The organism is Cupriavidus taiwanensis (assembly GCF_900250075.1).
Classification (GTDB): domain Bacteria; phylum Pseudomonadota; class Gammaproteobacteria; order Burkholderiales; family Burkholderiaceae; genus Cupriavidus; species Cupriavidus taiwanensis_C.
The window spans coordinates 1,637,025-1,655,754 of sequence record NZ_LT977070.1 but is presented as its reverse complement, the minus strand read 5'-3'; the positions used below and the strand labels follow the sequence as shown (position 1 = coordinate 1,655,754).

The 18,730-nt window shown below is 66.3% G+C and carries 17 protein-coding genes; 6 read left to right on the top strand and 11 right to left on the bottom strand.

Annotated features, from left to right (window positions below; translation table 11 throughout):
- The first annotated feature begins 20 nt into the window (after positions 1–20).
- Both CBM2588_RS07710 and CBM2588_RS07705 read left to right on the top strand, forming a co-directional pair.
- Positions 21–917 carry an ABC transporter permease gene (locus CBM2588_RS07710; protein WP_012352597.1) on the top strand — a complete coding sequence of 299 codons (897 nt, stop codon included), beginning with the start codon at positions 21–23 and terminating at the stop codon, positions 915–917.
- A gap of 1 nt (position 918) precedes the next feature.
- A complete protein-coding gene (locus CBM2588_RS07705; RefSeq protein WP_012352596.1) occupies positions 919–1,713 on the top strand; it encodes an ABC transporter ATP-binding protein in 795 nt (264 codons plus the stop codon).
- Between the two features lie 1,009 nt (positions 1,714–2,722).
- Here CBM2588_RS07705 and CBM2588_RS07695 read toward each other — a convergent pair.
- Genes CBM2588_RS07695 through CBM2588_RS07685 form a run of 3 tightly spaced genes read right to left on the bottom strand, consistent with a single transcriptional unit; the run spans position 2,723 to position 5,157 of the window.
- Positions 2,723–2,992: a hypothetical protein gene (locus CBM2588_RS07695; protein WP_115680022.1), complete on the bottom strand. Its 270-nt coding sequence runs from the start codon at positions 2,990–2,992 to the stop codon at positions 2,723–2,725.
- Positions 2,989–4,401, bottom strand: a complete 1,413-nt coding sequence (locus CBM2588_RS07690) for a LutB/LldF family L-lactate oxidation iron-sulfur protein (RefSeq protein WP_115680021.1) — start codon at positions 4,399–4,401, stop codon at positions 2,989–2,991. The genes CBM2588_RS07695 and CBM2588_RS07690 overlap by 4 nt, the downstream gene beginning before the upstream one ends.
- A gap of 30 nt (positions 4,402–4,431) precedes the next feature.
- A complete protein-coding gene (locus CBM2588_RS07685) occupies positions 4,432–5,157 on the bottom strand; it encodes a (Fe-S)-binding protein (protein ID WP_115680020.1) in 726 nt (241 codons plus the stop codon).
- Between the two features lie 238 nt (positions 5,158–5,395).
- Here CBM2588_RS07685 and CBM2588_RS07680 point away from each other — a divergent pair, with 238 nt between their 5' ends.
- The 3 genes from CBM2588_RS07680 (at position 5,396) to CBM2588_RS07670 (ending at position 8,500) form a co-directional block, all read left to right on the top strand.
- Entirely contained in the window at positions 5,396–6,181 is a 786-nt protein-coding gene (locus tag CBM2588_RS07680) for an IclR family transcriptional regulator (protein ID WP_012352591.1), read from the top strand.
- 141 nt (positions 6,182–6,322) lie between these two features.
- The gene (locus tag CBM2588_RS07675) at positions 6,323–7,072 is read left to right on the top strand and encodes a FadR/GntR family transcriptional regulator (RefSeq protein ID WP_115680019.1); all 750 of its coding nucleotides are present in this window, start codon (positions 6,323–6,325) and stop codon (positions 7,070–7,072) included.
- 15 nt (positions 7,073–7,087) lie between these two features.
- On the top strand, positions 7,088–8,500 hold the full coding sequence (locus CBM2588_RS07670; RefSeq protein WP_115680018.1) for an FAD-binding oxidoreductase: 1,413 nt from the start codon (positions 7,088–7,090) through the stop codon (positions 8,498–8,500).
- A gap of 66 nt (positions 8,501–8,566) precedes the next feature.
- Here CBM2588_RS07670 and pbpG read toward each other — a convergent pair whose 3' ends face one another.
- From pbpG to CBM2588_RS07645, 5 genes are all read right to left on the bottom strand, one after another.
- Positions 8,567–9,784 carry a D-alanyl-D-alanine endopeptidase gene (gene pbpG, locus CBM2588_RS07665; RefSeq protein WP_147298399.1) on the bottom strand — a complete coding sequence of 406 codons (1,218 nt, stop codon included), beginning with the start codon at positions 9,782–9,784 and terminating at the stop codon, positions 8,567–8,569.
- Positions 9,785–10,056: 272 nt separating this feature from the next.
- On the bottom strand, positions 10,057–10,779 hold the full coding sequence (locus tag CBM2588_RS07660; RefSeq protein ID WP_115680017.1) for a nitroreductase: 723 nt from the start codon (positions 10,777–10,779) through the stop codon (positions 10,057–10,059).
- Positions 10,780–10,795: 16 nt separating this feature from the next.
- Positions 10,796–11,254 (bottom strand): acyl-CoA thioesterase, encoded by a 459-nt coding sequence (locus tag CBM2588_RS07655; protein ID WP_111519769.1) that lies wholly within the window; start codon positions 11,252–11,254, stop codon positions 10,796–10,798.
- A gap of 83 nt (positions 11,255–11,337) precedes the next feature.
- Positions 11,338–12,264, bottom strand: coding sequence for a DMT family transporter (locus tag CBM2588_RS07650; protein WP_115680016.1), 927 nt, complete (start codon positions 12,262–12,264; stop codon positions 11,338–11,340).
- Positions 12,261–13,187 (bottom strand): histone deacetylase family protein, encoded by a 927-nt coding sequence (locus CBM2588_RS07645; RefSeq protein WP_115680015.1) that lies wholly within the window; start codon positions 13,185–13,187, stop codon positions 12,261–12,263. The genes CBM2588_RS07650 and CBM2588_RS07645 overlap by 4 nt, the downstream gene beginning before the upstream one ends.
- A gap of 364 nt (positions 13,188–13,551) precedes the next feature.
- Here CBM2588_RS07645 and phaP1 point away from each other — a divergent pair, with 364 nt between their 5' ends.
- On the top strand, positions 13,552–14,130 hold the full coding sequence (phaP1, locus tag CBM2588_RS07640) for a TIGR01841 family phasin PhaP1 (RefSeq protein WP_115680014.1): 579 nt from the start codon (positions 13,552–13,554) through the stop codon (positions 14,128–14,130).
- Between the two features lie 361 nt (positions 14,131–14,491).
- On the opposite strand, the gene lpdA is transcribed toward phaP1, so the two are convergent.
- The 3 genes from lpdA to aceF are packed head-to-tail and all read right to left on the bottom strand — an operon-like array spanning position 14,492 to position 18,687.
- Positions 14,492–16,276, bottom strand: coding sequence for a dihydrolipoyl dehydrogenase (gene lpdA, locus CBM2588_RS07635; RefSeq protein WP_115680013.1), 1,785 nt, complete (start codon positions 16,274–16,276; stop codon positions 14,492–14,494).
- A 33-nt stretch (positions 16,277–16,309) separates the two neighbouring features.
- Positions 16,310–16,954, bottom strand: coding sequence for an MFS transporter (locus CBM2588_RS07630; RefSeq protein WP_115680012.1), 645 nt, complete (start codon positions 16,952–16,954; stop codon positions 16,310–16,312).
- 59 nt (positions 16,955–17,013) lie between these two features.
- On the bottom strand, positions 17,014–18,687 hold the full coding sequence (aceF, locus tag CBM2588_RS07625) for a dihydrolipoyllysine-residue acetyltransferase (protein ID WP_115680011.1): 1,674 nt from the start codon (positions 18,685–18,687) through the stop codon (positions 17,014–17,016).
- Positions 18,688–18,730: the final 43 nt, after the last annotated feature.

The window sequence follows — 18,730 nt, the reverse complement described above, 5'->3', positions numbered from 1 at the left end:
CCCTGCAACAGGATTCCCCCATGTCCCTCTTTTCCCTTCTGGGCGCCCTGGAGATCGGCCTGATCTTCAGCCTGGTGGCGCTCGGGGTGCTGATTTCCTTCCGCATCCTCAATTTTCCCGACCTGACCGTCGACGGCAGCTTCCCGCTGGGCGGCGCCGTGGCCGCGACGCTGATCGCCGCCGGCCAGGACCCGTTCCTGGCGACCGTGGTGGCCATCGCCGCCGGCGCGCTGGCCGGCTGGATCACCGGCTGGCTCAACGTGCGGCTCAAGATCATGGACCTGCTCGCCAGTATCCTGATGATGATCGCGCTGTACTCGGTCAACCTGCGCATCATGGGCCGCCCCAACGTGCCGCTGATCACCGAGCCCACGCTGTTCACCGTGCTGCAGCCGGAGTGGCTGCCCGACTACGTGCTGCGCCCGCTGGTGCTGTTCGTGGTGGTGGTGGTGGCCAAGGTCGGCCTGGACTGGTTCTTCAGCTCGCAGCTGGGCCTGGCGATGCGCGCCACCGGCGCCAACCCGCGCATGGCCCGCGCCCAGGGCATCCCCACCGGCCGCGCCACGCTGGCCGGCATGGCGCTGTCCAACGCGCTGGTGGCGCTGGCCGGCGCGCTGTTCGCGCAGACCCAGGGCGGCTCCGATATCTCGATGGGCATCGGCACCATCGTGATCGGGCTGGCCGCGGTGATCATCGGCGAAACCATCCTGCCGGCACGGCGGCTGATCTGGACCACGCTGGCCGTGGTGCTGGGCGCCATCCTGTACCGCTTCTTCATCGCGCTGGCGCTGAACAGCGACTTCATCGGCCTCAAGGCGCAGGACCTGAACCTGGTCACCGCCGCGCTGGTGACGATCGCGCTGGTGCTGCCGGCGACGCGCAAGAAGCTCTTTGCCCGCAAGAACGGAGGTGCCTGAGATGCTGCGCGCACAAGACCTGAAGCTCACCTTCAACCCGGGCACCCCGATCGAGACCCGCGCACTGCGTGGCCTCAGCCTGGAAATCCCGAGCGGCCAGTTCGTGGCCGTGATCGGCTCCAACGGCGCCGGCAAGTCGACCTTCCTGAATGCGATCAGCGGCGACCAGATGGTCGACTCGGGCCGCATCACCATCGATGACACCGACGTTACGCGCAAGCCTGCGTGGGACCGCGCCCACCTGGTGGCACGCGTGTTCCAGGACCCCATGGCGGGTACCTGCGAAGCGCTGACGATCGAGGAGAACATGGCCCTGGCGATGGCTCGTGGCAGCCGCCGCGGCTTCCGCCCGGCGCTGAACCGCGCCTCGCGCGAGCTGTTCCGTGAGAAGCTGCGCCTGCTCAACCTGGGCCTGGAAAACCGCCTGACCGACCGCATCGGCCTGCTCTCCGGCGGCCAGCGCCAGGCGGTCAGCCTGCTGATGGCCTCGCTGCAGCCGTCGCGCATCCTGCTGCTGGACGAGCACACCGCCGCGCTGGACCCGAAGACCGCCGCGTTCGTGCTGGAGCTGACCGCGCGCATCGTCGAGGAAAGCAAGCTGACGACGATGATGGTGACGCACAGCATGCGCCAGGCGCTCGACTACGGCCAGCGCACGGTGATGCTGCACCAGGGGCAAGTGGTGCTGGATGTCTCGGGCGACAAGCGCAAGGGCCTGGACGTGCCGGACCTGCTGAAGATGTTCGAGCAGACGCGGCATGAGCAGCTGGATGACGATGCGTTGTTGCTGGGGTGACAGCGCGGGCAAGAAAAAATGCGGGGAGCTTCGGCTCCCCGTTTTTGTTTAGCGCCGATCAGCGGGCGACGGCAATGGGGCGCGCCATGACGCCCAACTGTGCCGACCGTGCGCTCCCGCTCCCGCTTGCATGCCGGCGATAGCCGATGCGCTGAACTGCTCGGTACGCGACGGCGCGCTCGATCTTGCCGCGACGTACGCAGAACAGGCAGCAAGGAAGTGTCGTTTAAACGATAATCAAAAAATCGTGGGATTTTTAAACGTCTGCCGGCCAAATTAAACGACTGGAGCGAAACGTGACGACTGAATGGATGGGGTATAAGTGGCTCGCAGAGCACTACCGCGTGACCCCAGTACAGGACTTCGAGATCACGAGCGAGATTGGGGCCGCTCGGCGCTCCGTGGTCACCGATGGCAGAACGCTCGAAACTTAACCCGCTGGGTCTCGTCAAGCGCCCACGCTGCAGGCACACCTGACCTACGCGCTCCGACAAGAGGGCATCCATCTCGAATTCCTGGCGCGACTCTTCGATGTCCTCCCGCAGGCGGAGTTGGCCGCATGGCTGAATAGCGAGCGCACCGGGCAGTATGCCAGACGGGCTGGATTTCTGTATGAGTGGCTGACCGGTCGGCAGATCGCCGGCGTTGAAGCCGTGACCGGAGGCAACTACGTCGACGCGATCGACCCGCAGACCTACTTTGCCGCAACGGCGTCAACTCGAAATGCACGTTGGCGCGTGCGAGACAACCTGCCCGGGAATCGAGATTTCTGCCCGCTGGTTCGACGGACCTCGTCGGTTCGAGCATATCGTCCACTACGTAGCCCCCCATTGGGATCGGCTACGTGAGATGCTGCGCGGACTCGAAGGTCAATGCCTCGGTGCAGATCTTCCATGTGCAGACGGAGCCGCTGTCGCGGCTGTCGCTGGAATTCGTGGAGACGCTGACGGGGTGAAGCGTTAGGCCGCGGCGGCGATTGAAGAAGCGGCCGCGGCGAAGCGTGAAGGCCTCAGGCCGTCGCCGCCTTGTCCAGCCACCGCGCCAGCTGGTCCGTCACCGCGCTGCTCGAGAACGAGCAGCTGTCCTGCGCAAACACCGCGGACATCTCCAGCCTGCGCAGCAGTTCTTCCATCGCCTGCCCGTAGACAGGCGGCAGCGCCAGCGCGCTGCCGGCATCGCGCCATGCGCGCACGAGTTCCTGCGCGGGCATCGACCCCGAGACATGCTGGTCCAGCGCGACGCGCATGCGCGCCAGCGTTTCCGTGTTGGCTGCGCTCATGAACGCGCCCTCCTTTCCTTGTAGAGTTCGCGGAATGTGCGGCCCGACGGCGCCGGCATGTCGCGGGTTTCGGTCCAGCCCTTGCCCGCCAGCGGCAAGCTGGCAATCAGTCCGTTGCTGCCGCCCATGCGGCCCAGCAGCCAGGCACCGATGCGGGCAGTCAGCGCATAGAGTTCGGGCCGCTTGGCCACGTAGCCCCAGGCCTTCAGCGCAAAGCGCTCCTGCCATGGCCGCAGGCCACGTTCCATCTGCTTTTCGCGCAGCTTGCGCAGCAGGTCCGACAACGGGATCGATGCCGGGCAGACGCGATTGCATTCGCCGCACATGGTGGCCGCCTGCGGCAGGTCCACCGTGTTGGCCAGACCGACGTAGCTGGGCGTCAGCACGCTGCCCATCGGGCCGGGATAGACCCAGCCATAGGCATGGCCGCCGATCTTCTGGTACACCGGGCAGTGGTTCATGCAGGCGCCGCAGCGGATGCAGCGCAGCATCTCCTGGAAATCGCCGCCGATCAGTCCGCTGCGGCCGCCATCGACCAGCACGAAATACATATGCTCGGGACCGTCGCGCTCGCCCTCGGCACGCGGCCCGGTCAGCAGCGAAAAGTAGTTGGAAATCGCCTGGCCGGTGGCCGAGCGCGGCAGCAGCCGCATCACCGTCGCCAGGTCTTCCAGCGTCGGCAGCACCTTCTCGATGCCGGTCACGGCCACGTGCACGCGCGGCATCACCGTGCACATGCCTTCGTTGCCCTCGTTGGTGACCACCGCCACCGAGCCGGTCTCGGCGATGATGAAGTTGCCGCCGGTGACGCCCATGTCGGCGCTGAGGAATTCCGGGCGCAGCACTTCACGCGCTTCGCGCGTCATCTCCGGGATCTCGGTCAGCCGCGGCTTGTGGTGGACTTTGGCGAACAGGTCGGCGATCTCGTCCTTGTCCTTGTGTACCACCGGCGCAATGATGTGCGAGGGCGGCTCCGAGTCGTTGATCTGCAGGATGTACTCGCCGAGATCGGTCTCGATGCTCTGCACGCCCATCTCGCCCAGCACCTGGTTCAGGCGCATTTCCTCGGTCACCATCGACTTGCTCTTGATGACCTTCTTCACGCCATGCTCGCGCGCGATCTCGGCGACCAGCCGCGCGGCGTCGGCGGTGGTTTCGGCAAACAGCACGGTGGCGCCGCGGCGGGTCGCGTTCTCTTCGAACGTGGCAAGCCAGACGTCGAGGTTTTCCAGCGCGCGGTTGCGGCGCTCTTTCAGGGCCTCGCGCGTGGCATCGAAATCGATATCGCGGATCGCCTCGGCGCGCGCCGTGACAAACTTGGTCGAGAGCTTCTTCAGGTTCTGCTGCAGGCGCTGGTCGGCCAGCTTCTGCCCGGCGCGCGCCTTGAATTCCATGCTGTGGACTTGCATCGTGGCGAATTCCTGATGGTGTCGTCGCGGTCAGGCGTCGCCCGCCAGCACCTGCGCGATATGCAGCACGCGCGTGCGGCTGTCGCCGGTGCGGCGCAGGCGGCCTTCGATATTGAGGATGCAGCCCAGGTCGCCCAGCACCACCGCATCGGCGCCGGTGGCCTGGATGTTGGTGCACTTCTCGTCGACGATGGCCGTGGAGATATTGCCGTACTTGACCGAGAAGGTGCCGCCGAAACCGCAGCAGGCCTCGCAGTCCTTCATCTCGGTCAGTTGCACGCCTGGCAGGCGCGACAGCAAGGCGCGCGGCTGCTGCTTGACGCCCAGTTCGCGCAGGCCGGAACACGAATCGTGGTAGGTTACCTGGCCCGCGAAGGTCGACGGCAGGGTCTCGATCCGGGCCACGTTGGCGAGGAAGTCGGTCAGCTCGTACACGCGTTCGCGCAGGCGCTCGTAGCGGCCGTTCAGTTCCGGATCGTCGCGCAGCAGGTCGGCGTAGTGATGCCGGATCATGCCGCCGCAACTGCCAGACGGCACCACGATGTAGTCGAACATCTCGAACTCGCGCAGGAATTTCTCGGCCAGGTCGCGCGACACCGCGCGCTCCCCCGAGTTGTAGGCCGGCTGGCCGCAACAGGTCTGCGCCTCGGGCACCATGACCTCGCAGCCGGCGGCTTCCAGCAGCTTGAGCACCGAAAAACCGATCTCCGGGCGCATCAGGTCCACCAGGCAGGTGTGGAACAGACCGACTCGCATTGTTGACTTCTCCCCAGACCCTGAAACCCCGTAATTATGCGCGCTTGGCGCCGCGGGTGGCGCATAAAGCGTTCATCGGCCTCGTGAATGCGGTGCCATGCACGGCACTTCCCGCGGCGACATCACCGGTGGTTTCTTACCGTAATGTCATTTCACCTATTGAAATTTTCACGATGCGAGATAGAATCAGGCAGACGTTTAAAAATGCCGCAAGGCAACATTGCTACTTTTCCCAACCATGTCCGACGCAGACAAGTCACCCGGCAAGACGTCCATCCAGGTCATCGAGCGCATGATGACCCTGCTGGACGCCCTCGCCCAGCATGCCGACCCGGTCAGCCTGAAAGAGCTGTCGCTGGCCACCGGCCTGCATCCTTCCACCGCGCACCGCATCCTCAACGATATGGTGGCCTGCCGCTTTGTCGACCGCTCCGACCCCGGCAGCTACCGGCTCGGCATGCGGCTGCTGGAACTGGGCAACCTGGTCAAGGCGCGCCTGTCGGTGCGCGACGCGGCACTGGCACCGATGCGCGCGCTGCACCGCGTCACCGGCCAGACCGTCAACCTGTCGGTGCGCCAGGGCGACGAGATCGTCTATATCGAGCGCGCCTACAGCGAGCGCTCGGGCATGCAGGTGGTGCGCGCCATCGGCGGCCGCGCCCCGCTGCACCTGACCTCGGTGGGCAAGCTGTTCCTGGCGGCCGACGAGTCGGCGCGCGTGCGCAACTACGCCACCCGCACCGGGCTGGCCGGCCACACCCGCACCTCGATCACCGACCTGGCCAAGCTGGAACGCGAACTGAACTGGGTGCGCACCAACGGCTATGCCCGTGACAACGAGGAACTGGAACTCGGCGTGCGCTGCATCGCCGCCGGCATCTATGACGACTCGCGCCGGCTGGTGGCCGGCTTGTCGCTGTCGGCGCCGGCAGACCGGCTGCAGGACAGCTGGCTGCAGAACCTGAAGGACACCGCCCTGCAGATCTCGCGCGGCATGGGGTACGTGACCGAAGCCGCCGCCTGAGGCCTACCGGGCCATTGACCGCCAACGCGCGGGCTGCCGGCAAGGCAGTCCGCGCGTTTTGCTTTGGGGAGGCTGGCGATGTCCAAGACAAGGGTTTACCCTTTGTTTTCAGATAACCAGCAAACCTTATAATCGACGGTCATGCGAACCCGCACCGTCACCCTTACCGAACAGGTCACGCGCCAGCTGCGCGCCGATATCGAAAGCGGCGCCTACCCGGTCGGCAGCCGCCTGCCGACCGGCCGGCAGCTGGCCGAGCAATACGGCGTCAGCGCCGCCGTGATCCGTGAAGTCACCGAGCACCTGCGCTCGCAGGGCTTTGTCGAATCGCGCCAGGGGGTTGGCTGCACGGTGCGCTCGCGCACCGGCGCCTCCGGCTTCCAGCTGCCGCGCGAGCCCCAGCTCGACGCCGGCGAACTGGCCGACCTGTACGACCTGCGCATCGACCTGGAAGGCGCCGCCGCGGCGCTGGCCGCGGTGCGCCGCACCGATGACGACGTGGCCGCGCTGGCGGCACTGCTGCAGCGCCTGCAGGACCGGCTCTACGACCCGCAGCCCGCTGCCGATCTCGACGCGGCCTTCCATATCGGCATCGCCGCCGCCACCCACAATCCGTACTACCGCCAGCTGCTGCAATACCTGAACCTGCAGCTGCACCAGGCCGTCGCCACCGCGCGTGCCAATACGCTGCGCCAGCCGGGCCTGGCCGAGACCGTGCATGCCGAACACGAGGCCATCGTCGCGGCCATTCGCCGCGGCGATGCCGGCGCGGCGCGCGCGGCGGCGGTGGCGCACCTGCAAAGCGCCGCGCGCCGCCTCGGGCTTGCGCTACGCGCGCGCGACGACGCAGCGACGGCGGCGCGCGCCGCCAGCCCCGCATCCCTTTCCTGAGACCACACCACCATCATGCAAAACGGATCCTTCGCCCAGCGGCTTACCGAAGCCCTCGGCCCCGACACCGCGCTGACCCACCCCGACGATATCGCGCCGTGGCTGTCCGACTGGCGCGGCATCTACCGCGGCCAGGCCCAGGCGGTGCTGCGGCCCCGTAGCGTCGACGAAGTGTCGCGCGCGCTGGCGCTGTGCCAGCAGGCCGCGGTGCCGGTGGTGCCGCGCGGCGGCAATACCGGCCTGTGCGGCGGCGCCACGCCCGACGCGCGCGCACAGAACGTGGTGCTGAGCCTGGACCGCATGAACGCGGTGCGCTCGCTCGACACCATCGCCAATACCATGGTGGCCGAGGCTGGCTGCATCCTGGGCAACCTGCGCCGCGCGGCGCAGGACGCCAACCGCTTGCTGCCGCTGTCGCTGGCCGCCGAGGATTCGTGCCAGATCGGCGGCAACCTGGCGACCAATGCCGGCGGCGTCAACGTGGTGCGCTATGGCATGACGCGCGAACTGGTGCTGGGGGTCGAAGCGGTGCTGCCCAACGGTGAGGTCTTCCACGGGCTGCGCACGCTGCGCAAGGACAATACCGGCTATGACCTGAAGCAGCTGCTGATCGGCTCCGAAGGCACGCTCGGCGTGATCACCGCGGCGGCGCTGCGCCTGTTCCCGCGCACCGATACACGCAGCGTGGTGCTGGCGGCAGTGGCCTCGCCGGCGCAGTCGCTGGCGCTCTATGAACTGCTGTTCGAGCAATGCGGCGCACGCCTGCAGGCCTTCGAGTTCTTTACCGGCGCTTGCCTGGACCTGGTGCTCGTCCATGCCGAAGGCGTGCAGGAGCCGTTTGCGCAGCGCTACCCGGCCTACGTGCTGGTGGAACTGGCCGATACCACCGACGAGGCGGCGCTGAACGCGCTGCTGGAACGCGTCATCGGCGAGGCGCTGGAGCGCGAGCTGTGCCTCGATGCCGCCGTCTCCGCGTCGCTGGCGCAACTGCAGGCGCTGTGGAAGCTGCGCGAGGAGATCTCCGAAGCGCAGCGCGCCGACGGTCCGCACCTCAAGCACGATGTGTCGCTGCCGATCGAGCAGATCCCGGCCTTCATGGCGTCGATGGAAGCCCGGCTGCGCGCGCTCGATGCCGCGATCCGGCCCTTCGTGTTCGGACACTTCGGCGACGGCAACCTGCACTACAACCTGTCGCGTCCGGCCGGTGCCGCCAGGGACTGGGCGGCCACGCAGGGCGATGCCGTGACCGATGCGGTGCTGGACGAGGTGATGCGCTACGGCGGCAGCATCAGCGCCGAGCATGGCATCGGCCAGCTCAAGCGCCACGCCTTCCTGGCGGTGAAGGATCCGCTGGAATTGCGGCTGATGCGGGAGATCAAGTCGGTGTTCGATCCGGCCGGGATCATGAACCCCGGCAAGCTGCTCTGAGCGCTGCCGCACCAAAGCAAAACGCGCCGCAATGCGGCGCGTTTTTTTCCGGTCAGGCTTGCGGGCTCAGATGCCGCGCGATTGCTGCGAGGCCAGTACCGCGTGGGCGCTGCCCGGACCCTGCGTCAGGTTCGGCGACGACGGGAAACCGCGCTGCGGCGAGGACGGCGAATGCTCGAGCCAGTCCTTGACGCGGTTGGCATCGGCAAAGCGCGACAGCTTGCCGGCCGAATCCAGGAACACCATCACCACATTGCGTCCGTGCACGCGTGCCTGCATCACCAGGCACTGGCCGGCCTCGGAGATAAAGCCGGTCTTCTGCAGGCCGATCTCCCAGTTGCCGCCGCGCACCAGGCGGTTGGTGCTGACGTAATGCTGGGTGCGGCCGAGCACGTTGACTTCATGCTCGGTCTGGGTCGAGTACTCGCGGATGGTCGGGTTGCGGTAGGCGGCGTTGACCATGCGCACCAGGTCGGTCGCGCTCGACACGTTGCTGCTCGACAGGCCGCTGGAATCGACGAAATGGCTGTCGTTCATGCCGAGCTCGCGCGCCTTGCGGTTCATGGCCTGCACAAAGGCCGGCAGGCCGCCCGGGTAGTGGCGGCCCAGCGCCGAAGCGGCACGGTTCTCGGACGACATCAGCGCCAGCAGCAGCAGTTCCTGACGCGTCAGCTGCGTGCCGAAGCGCAGGCGCGAGCTGCTGTGCTTCTCGGTGTCGCGGTCTTCCTCGGTGATGGTCAGCACCTCGTCCATCGGCAGGCGCGAGTCCATCACCACCAGCGCGGTCATCAGCTTGGTGATCGATGCAATCGGCAGCACGGCGCCGGCATTCTTCTGGAACAGCACCTCGTTGGAGTTCTGGTCCATCACCAGGGCGACGCTGGAGCGCAAGGCCAGCGCATCGTCGGTGTCGCGCAGGCCCATGGCCTCGCCCAGCGACGGCTTGGACGGCGTAAACGCAGCCCGCACCGGGGCCGCGCGCTGCGCCACCACGACGTGGCGCTTGCCCTTCTTCAGCACCACCACCTTGCGCGCGGAGCCTGCTTCGCTCTTCGCGACCCTGGCGTTGCGGGCGCTCTTGGCAACAGGCTTGGAAGCGGTCTTTTTCTCCGTTTGAGCGGATTTTGCCTGCTTTTTGCTTGTTTTTTGCGTGGATGAGGCCTTGGTGGCCGCTTCGGCCACAGGCACCGCGACCATCGACACCGACACCAGTACCGCAGCGGCGACGGCGGACAAGGGTGTGGAGCCGAAGAATCTGGAGAAAATGGAATCAGACCGGAACATGATTCGTTCAGCGCATAGGAATGGCGCTAGTGTAGGAAAGAAAGAAATTGTTAGCAAGATTAAAGACTTACAGACGCTCCTTAAAGTTCGATTCACGTACGTTTCCACATTGTGGAAAAAGTACGTGATGCGTCACGTCCGCCATCGAACTCCTGTGCGCTCGACCCAAGCGCAGTCCGGCTCACCCTTGCTACCCCTTTGCAGCGACGAAGCCAATACGGAAAGTCTCTTGAAATATCGGCGTCCATCGTTACATGTTGAAACAAATTTCACTATGAGAGAAAACGCGCAAACCCGCTGACCGGCTCACGTTCCGTGGTGAGGCGGTTTGCGACGGCCTCCGGATCGGCAAAACCCAGCGACATGCCGCACACCACCATTTCCTCCGGTGGCAGCCGCAAGTGGCTGGCGATGATCTTGTGGAACTGCGTGAACGCCGCCTGCGGGCAGGTATCGAGCCCGCGTGCCCGGGCGGCGACCATGATGCTTTGCAGGAACATGCCGTAGTCGAGCCAGCTGCCCTGCTCCATGATGCGGTCGATGGTGAAGATGATGCCCACGGGCGCATCGAAGAAACGGAAGTTGCGCGCATGCTGTTCGTGCATGCGCGCCTTGTCCTCGCGGCTGATCTCGAGCAGCCCGTACAGGTCCCAGCCCACCTTGCGCCGCCGCGACAGATACGGGTCGGCCCATTCGCGCGGATAGTACGGGTACTCCTCCCGGTATTTGCTATCACGCTCGGGATCTTCATAGGCGGCGAGCACATCGGCGCACAGCTTGGCCTTGGCCTCGCCCGACAGCACATAGACGCGCCACGGCTGCGTGTTGGTGCCGGAGGGCGCGCGGCTGGCCACCGCCAGGATCTCTTCCACGGTGCTGCGCGGCACGGGCGTATCGAGAAAGGCCCGCACCGAGCGCCGCGTCAGGATCGCACGATCCACGCAGTCCACGGCATCCTGCGAGCCGAGTTGCTTCTCGTGGGACATCTTGTTCATCTCCTGTTGCCCCGCCCTATTCCCGTGCGCCCGTCACCGCGCCCGCCGCCGCCAACGGCAGCAGCGCTTCGCGCAAGGCGCCCGGCAGCGGTACCGGCCGGCGCGTAGCGCGATCGACATAGACGTGGATGAAATGCCCTTGCGCGGCAGCGACTTCGTTGTCGCCGCTGAACAGGCCGACCTCATAGCGCACGCTCGACGTGCCCAGCCTGGCTACGCGTAAACCCGCTATCACGGTCTCGGGAAAGCTGAGCGACGAGAAGTAGTTGCACTGCGTCTCGATCACCAGCCCGATGGTGTCGCCCGACGTAACATCGAGCACGCCTTGCCGGATCAGGTAGGTATTCACCACGGTGTCAAAATAACTGTAGTAGACAACGTTGTTAACGTGGCCATAGACATCGTTGTCCATCCAACGCGTGGTGATCGGCTGGAAGTACGGATAGGCACTGCGCGATTCGGCTTGCGGTTTCATGGGGCGAGAGAGGGACAGAAGCGAGGCAGTACGAAATGCGAATATTCTGAACCAGCGGCCTACGCGATACGAACGCGTGGCCGCTAGCGACGGATGACAAGCGCGACACCCAGCGCGGCCAGCACCATGCCAGCGGCAGCCAGCGGCGGGAAGCGCTCGCCGAACAAGAGCCAGGCCATCACCGCCGTGGCAGGAGGGGTCAGGTACATCAGGCTGGACACCTTCGTCGCCGCACCCTGGCGGATCAGCATGAACAGCAGCGAGATCGCGCCGATCGACAACGCCACCACCGACCACGCCAGCGCGCCGAGCATGGCGGCAGTCCACTGCACCTCCCGCGTCTCGAACAGGAACATGAACGGCACGCAGGCAAGCGCCGCCGCGGCGAACTGGATCACCGAACCCATGCGCAGGTCGAACACCGGGCAGAAATGCCGCTGGTAGACCGTGCCCACGGTGATGCTGAACAACGCACCGCCGGCCAGGGCGAGGCTGGCCGGCGTCAAGCCGCTGGTACCGAGCTTGTTGGCCACCACCAGCGCCACGCCGGCAATGCCCAGCAGCAGGCCCAGCCACTGGCGTGCGCCGATGCGCTCGCCCATGCGCGTGGCGATCAGCGCGGTCAGGATCGGCTGCATGCCGACGATCAGCGCCGATACGCCTGCCGGCATGCCTAGCTTGATCGCGGCCCAGACGCCGCCAAGGTAGCCCGCCTGCAGCAGCAGGCCGGCCACCGCGATATGCCCCACCGCGCGCCAGTCGGTTGCGGTCGATCCCGTCACGCGCGGCAGCGGCACGCGCGCCAGCAGCACGAACGGCACCATCAACACCAGCACGCCGGCAAAGCGCAGGAACAGGAAGGTCATCGGCTCCGCATACGGCATGCCGTATTTGGCGACGATAAAGCCGGTGCTCCAGATCAGCACGAACAGCCACGGCATCGATGCCACCCACAGCGTGGCGCGCGGGTTGGCCGCACCGCTGCGGCCCGACTCGATCGCCTCGCTCATGAGGCAAGCCGCGCGGCAAGTTGCGCGTACCGGGCGTGATATTGCGCGGCGAGCCGCACCGTCTGCGCATGGACGGCAACGGTGTCTTCGATCTGGTTGCCGTAGCCGCCGGCCATGGTCACCGCCACCGGCAGCCGACGTGCTTGCGCGGCGTCGAACACCAGGCGGTCGCGCCGTGCCAGGCCAGCCATGGTCAGCTTCAACCGCCCGAGCCGGTCGCCCTCGTGCGGGTCCGCGCCCGCCAGGTAAATCAGCAGGTCGGGCTCGAAGCGGCGGAACAGCGTGTCCAGCGCTGTCTGCAACGCCTGCGCGTAGGCCTCGTCGTCGCAGCCATCCGGCAGGCCGACGTCGAGGTCGCTTGCTTCCTTGCGGAACGGATAGTTCTTCTCGCCATGCAGCGATAGCGTGAATACCGATGAGTCGCCGTGCAGGATCGATGCGGTGCCGTTGCCCTGATGCACGTCAAGGTCGATCACCGCCACGCGGCGCACCGCGCCGTCGCGCTGCAGCACGCGTGCAGCGATCGCGGCATCGTTGAAGACGCAGAAGCCGCCGCCCTTGTCCGCATACGCGTGATGCGTGCCACCCGCCAGGTTCACGGCTATGCCTTCACGCAACGCGCTGCGGCAGGCCTCGATGGTGGCGCCGGCCGACCGGCGCGAGCGTTCCACCATTGCTTCGGACCACGGAAAACCGATCTCGCGCTGGCGCGCCGGGTCGAGCGTGCCGGCCGAGGCCGCCTCTACGTATTCCGCGGTGTGTGCAAGCAGCAGCGCATCGTCGCCGGCACGCGGCGCCTCGGACAGGCGCAGCCCCGGCACCTGGGCCGACACCGCGTCGCGCAGCATGCTGTACTTGCGCATGGGGAAGCGATGTCCTGGCGGCAGCGGCAGCACGAAGTGGTCGGCGTAGAAAGCGAGCATGGAATGAGGCCTGGGCGATCCTGTTCACATCTTGTTGGTGTTCCAGCCTCGGCCGGCCGTACCGGCGCGGGCAGCCTGGCATGGTAGCACCCCTGTCCGGGCATTGCCGGGGGGGCGAGATGGCTACCACGCCACTTGCCTTAAGCTCGGTCGACCCGGATTTTGTGCAACGCACAAAAACTCCTTGACATTGATTTGGCTGTCCCTACAATACGGCTTGTTGCGGCGCACAAACGAACCAACGGATTGGCGCCCTGACCCACCCACACGCCTGGGCTGGCCGAAACGGCGAAACACCGTCACGGTCCTGACATCTAGGCGGCTTAACTTGCTTGACCTTGAAGTTCACCACTGGAGACCAGCAATGATCCTCACCCCGGAACAAGTCGCAGCAGCACAAAAGGCTAACCTCGAAACGCTGTTCGGCCTGACCACCAAGGCGTTTGAAGGCGTCGAAAAGCTCGTCGAACTGAACCTGCAGGTCGTCAAGACCAGCTTCGCCGAAGGCGTGGACAACGCCAAGAAGGCGCTGTCGGCCAAGGACGCGCAGGAACTGCTGGCGATCCAGGCCGCGGCCGTGCAGCCGGTCGCCGAAAAGACCCTGGCATACACCCGTCACCTGTACGAGATCGCTTCGGAAACCCAGAGCGAATTCGCCAAGGTGGCCGAGGCCCAGCTGGCCGAAGGCTCGAAGAACGTCCAGGCTCTGGTCGAGAACTTCGCCAAGAACGCCCCGGCCGGTTCGGAATCGACCGTGGCCATCGTGAAGTCGGCAATCTCCGCTGCCAACAACGCCTACGAGTCGGTGCAGAAGGCGACCAAGCAAGCGGTCGAAATCGCTGAAACCAACTTCCAGGCCGCCGCCACTGCTGCCACCAAGGCTGCCCAGCAAGCCAGCGCCACGGCCCGCACGGCCACGGCGAAGAAGGCCGCTGCTGCCTGATAGCCTGCGTTGAAGATGGACCGGCCCCGGCCGGTCCGTTGGCAAAGCCCATCGACCCCGCGCAGGCGGTGGGCTTCGCCAACGATGAAGGGAGTGCCATGACCGACCGGCCCGGCGCTGCCTTGTCTGCCGATGTCTCCTCGGTACCGCGGTCTCCTTGTCCAAAGGTATCGTTAAACCCGACCTCTACAGGTCGGGTTTTTTTTTGATCTCGCCTCAGCCAGCCTTTCCCCGCGCCCTTTTCCCCTGTCGCTGCAAGCCGCCATGCATTGGCGTGGACAAGTTAAGGCGGTTAATTGCGAAACCGTGCAAAACAAAGCCCGCCATCAAGGCGGGCCTTGTCATCGCAGCGGACAGCGCCTCAACGCTTGCGCGGCGGCGGCACGTCGGTGCAAGTGCCTTCGTAGATCTCGGCCGCCATGCCGATCGACTCGCCCAGCGTCGGGTGCGGATGGATGGTCTTGCCGATATCCACCGCGTCGGCGCCCATCTCGATCGCCAGGCACACTTCGCTGATCAGGTCGCCGGCGTGCGTGCCGACGATGCCGCCGCCGATCACGCGGTGCGTTTCCTCGTCGAAGATCAGCTTGGTGAAGCCCTCGTCGCGGCCGTTGGCGATGGCGCGGCCCGAAGCGGCCCACGGGAATACGCCCTTGCTGTACTTGATGCCCTGCGCCTTGCACTCGTCCTCGGTCAGGCCGGCCCAGGCCACTTCCGGATCGGTAAAGGCCACCGACGGGATCTGCTTGGCATCGAAGAAGGCCTTCTCGCCATGCGCGGCCTCGGCCGCCACGTGGGCTTCGTGCACGGCCTTGTGCGCCAGCATCGGCTGGCCGACGATATCGCCGATCGCGTAGATGTGCGGCACGTTGGTGCGCATCTGCTTGTCGACGTCGATAAAGCCGCGGTCGGTCACGGCAACGCCGGCCTTCTCGGCGCTGATGCGCTTGCCGTTGGGCGAGCGGCCCACAGACACCAGCACCAGGTCATAGCGCTGCGGCTCGGCCGGCGCCTGCTCGCCCTCGAAGCTGACGTAGATGCCGTCCGGCTTGGCTTCCACCGCGACCGTCTTGGTGTTCAGCATGACCTTGCCGAAGCGGTCCTTGTTCTTCTTTTCCCAGACCTTGACCAGGTCGCGGTCGGCGCCGTTCATCAGCCCCGGCAGCATTTCTACGATATCGATGTCGGCACCCAGCGTGCTGTACACCGTCGCCATTTCCAGGCCGATAATGCCGCCGCCGATGACCAGCATCTTGTTGGGCACTTCCGGCAGCTCCAGCGCGCCGGTCGAATCGACGATGCGCGGGTCTTCCGGGATGAAGGGCAGCTTCACCGCCTGGCTGCCTGCGGCGATGATGGCCTTCTCGAAGCGGATCACGGTCTTCTTGCCGGTGCTGCGCTTGCCCTCGCCCTCGGTCAGTTCCACTTCCATGTGGTGCGGATCGAGGAAGTTGCCGATGCCGCGCACCACCTGAACCTTGCGCGCCTTGGCCATGCCGGCCAGGCCGCCGGTCAGCTTGCCCACCACCTGGTTCTTGTAGTGGCGCAGGCCGTCCAGGTCGATCTTGGCTTCGCCGAACAGGATGCCGTGGGCGGCCAGCGCCTTGGCTTCGTCGATCACCGCGGCGTTGTGCAGCAGCGCCTTGGACGGGATGCAGCCCACGTTCAGGCAGACGCCGCCGAGCGTGCTGTAGCGTTCCACCAGCACGGTGTTCATGCCCAGGTCGGCGGCGCGGAAGGCGGCCGAGTAGCCGCCAGGGCCGGCACCCAGCACCAGCATCTCGCACTGGATATCGGCACCGCCGGCATGGCTGGCGGCCGCCGGGGCAGGCGCTGCGGCGGGCGCGGGCGCAGGGGCCTGCGCGGGTGCCGGGGCCGGGGCCGGGGCAGGCGCGGCGGCTGCTCCAGCCTGGGCCTCGATGGTGCAGATCACCGCGCCCTGGCCCACCTTGTCGCCCACCTTGACCTTGACGTCGACCACCTTGCCGGCGGCCGACGACGGCACGTCCATGCTGGCCTTGTCGGATTCCAGCACGATCAGGGACTGCTCCACCTCGACCGTGTCGCCGGCCTTGACCAGCACCTCGATCACTTCCACCGCGTCGAAATCGCCGATATCCGGCACCTTGACTTCGATCACACTCATATTTGCTCCTCTATGCGCGCCGGCCTCTCGGCTTCAGGGCGCGCCGTCGTTGTTGGTTGCTGCGTCGCCGGCCGCGGCATCGTCGGCGAGTGCCGCCGCGGCGTCTTCCTGGTGCAGCCGCACCGTGTGCATCTCGATCGGTCCCGACGAACTCTTGTCGAACTCCACGCCGGCATCGACACCGATGCGCGCGATCTCGCCCGCGCCGAGGTCCGGCCGGTCATAGACCGCGTGCATCGCGCCCAGCGCGTAGTTGCGGCCCGAGCCGATGCCCCAGAAGCGGTCGAACGAAAACACCTCGCGATACGAGTAGACGCCGAAGATGCCCGCCGGATTGGCGATCAGGCATACGATCTGCGACGACTCGTAGGGATCGTCATCGTCTTCCTTGGTGTTGACGAAGTAGTCCGTCTTCAGCTTCTCGTGCACCTTCAGGAAGGTGCGGAACACGTCGTCGCGCGAGCCCAGCCTGCATTCCTCGCCCAGGCCCGCCAGCAGCGTGCGCATGACCGGAAAGTGCGCGGTCGTCCCGGCCAGCGCGATAAAGCCGTCGCCGACCGGGAAGACCTTCTGGTTGCGCTCATACGCGCGCGACAGCCGCGTATCGCCGAAGGTGACCAGCGCGTCCGCCGCGATCGCCACCTCGGCACCCTTCTTGACGACAACACAGGTAGTCATGGCTCGCTCCTATCGTCAGGCTTGGGCGCACACCGGCAATGCCGGTGCGCGCTGCCGAGTTAGAGCAGGATACGGCGGAAGTCCGCCAGCAATTGCGCAAAGTACGTGTTGAAGCGCGCGGCCTCGGCACCGTCGATGACGCGGTGGTCCCACGACAGCGACAGCGGCAGCGTCAGGCGCGGCACGAACTGCTTGCCGTCCCACACCGGTTTCTGGAACGACTTGCACACGCCCATGATGGCCACTTCCGGCGCATTGATGATCGGCGTGAAGTACGTACCGCCCAGGCCGCCCAGCGACGAGATCGAGAAGCAGCCGCCCTGCATCTGGTCCGGCTTGAGCTTGCCGTCGCGCGCCAGCTTGGCCAGCTCGCTCATTTCCTGGCTGATCTCGAGCACGCCCTTCTTGTCGGCGTCCTTGATCACCGGCACGACCAGGCCGTTCGGGGTGTCGGCGGCAAAACCGATGTTGAAGTATTTCTTCAGCACCAGGTTGTCGCCATCGAGCGAGGCATTGAAGTTGGGGAACTTCTTCAGCGCCGCGACCGTGGCCTTGATCATGAAGGCCAGCATGGTCACCTTGATGCCGGACTTCTCGTTTTCCTTGTTCAGCTGCACGCGGAAGGCTTCCAGCTCGGTGATGTCCGCTTCGTCATGGTTGGTGACGTGCGGGATCATGACCCAGTTGCGGTGCAGGTTGGCGCCGGAAATCTTCTTGATGCGCGACAGGGCCTTGCTTTCGACCTCGCCGAAGCGGGTGAAATCGACCTTCGGCCACGGCAGCAGGCCAAGCTCGCCACCGCCGCCGCCAGCCGCGGCGGCCTGGGCCGGCGCGGCGGCCTGGCCGGTCATCACGCCCTTGACGTAGCTCTGCACGTCCTGCTGGGTGATGCGGCCCTTGGGGCCGGTGCCGGCCACGCGCGACACGTCGACGCCCAGCTCGCGCGCGAACTTGCGCACCGAGGGGCTGGCATGGGCGGCCTTGCCGCTTACGCCAGCGACTGCCGGCGCGGCGGCGGGCGCTGCTGCCGGCGCGGGGGCAGCCGTGGGCGCGGGGGCCGGGACGGGCGCGCTGGCTGCGGCCGGGGCCGGGGCCGGGGCCGCCGCGGCAGCCGGAGCCGGTGCGGCGGCCGCGCCGGCGGCGCCTTCCAGGATCAGCAGCAGCGTGCCTTCGGACACATTGTCGCCAACCTTGACCTTGACTTCCTTGACCACGCCGCCCTGCGGCGACGGCACGTCCATGGTTGCCTTGTCGGATTCCAGCGTCACCAGCGCGTCTTCCGCGTTGATGGTGTCGCCCGGCTTGACGTGGACTTCGATGACCGGCACGGCATCGTAGTCGCCGATATCGGGCACCTTGACCTCGACTGTGCCGCCACCGCCGGCAGCAGGCGCAGCCGCGGGAGCAGCTGCCGGCGCGGGAGCGGGCGCAGGTGCCGCGGCGGCAGGCGCCGGAGCGGGCGCGGCGGCGGACGGTGCCGCGGAGGCCTCGTTCGCCGCTTCGAGCATCACCAGCACCGAGCCTTCGGACACGTTGTCGCCCACCTTGATGCGGACGTCCTTGACCACGCCGGCCTGCGGCGAGGGCACGTCCATGGTGGCCTTGTCCGATTCCAGCGTCACCAGCGCGTCTTCCGCGTTGATGCTGTCGCCGGGTTTCACATGCACTTCGATGACGGGGACGGCGTCATAGTCGCCGATATCCGGCACCTTGATTTCAATTGCTTGACTCATTCAGTGTCTCCTGAGCAGGCCGGCACGCGCGACATCCGCAAGC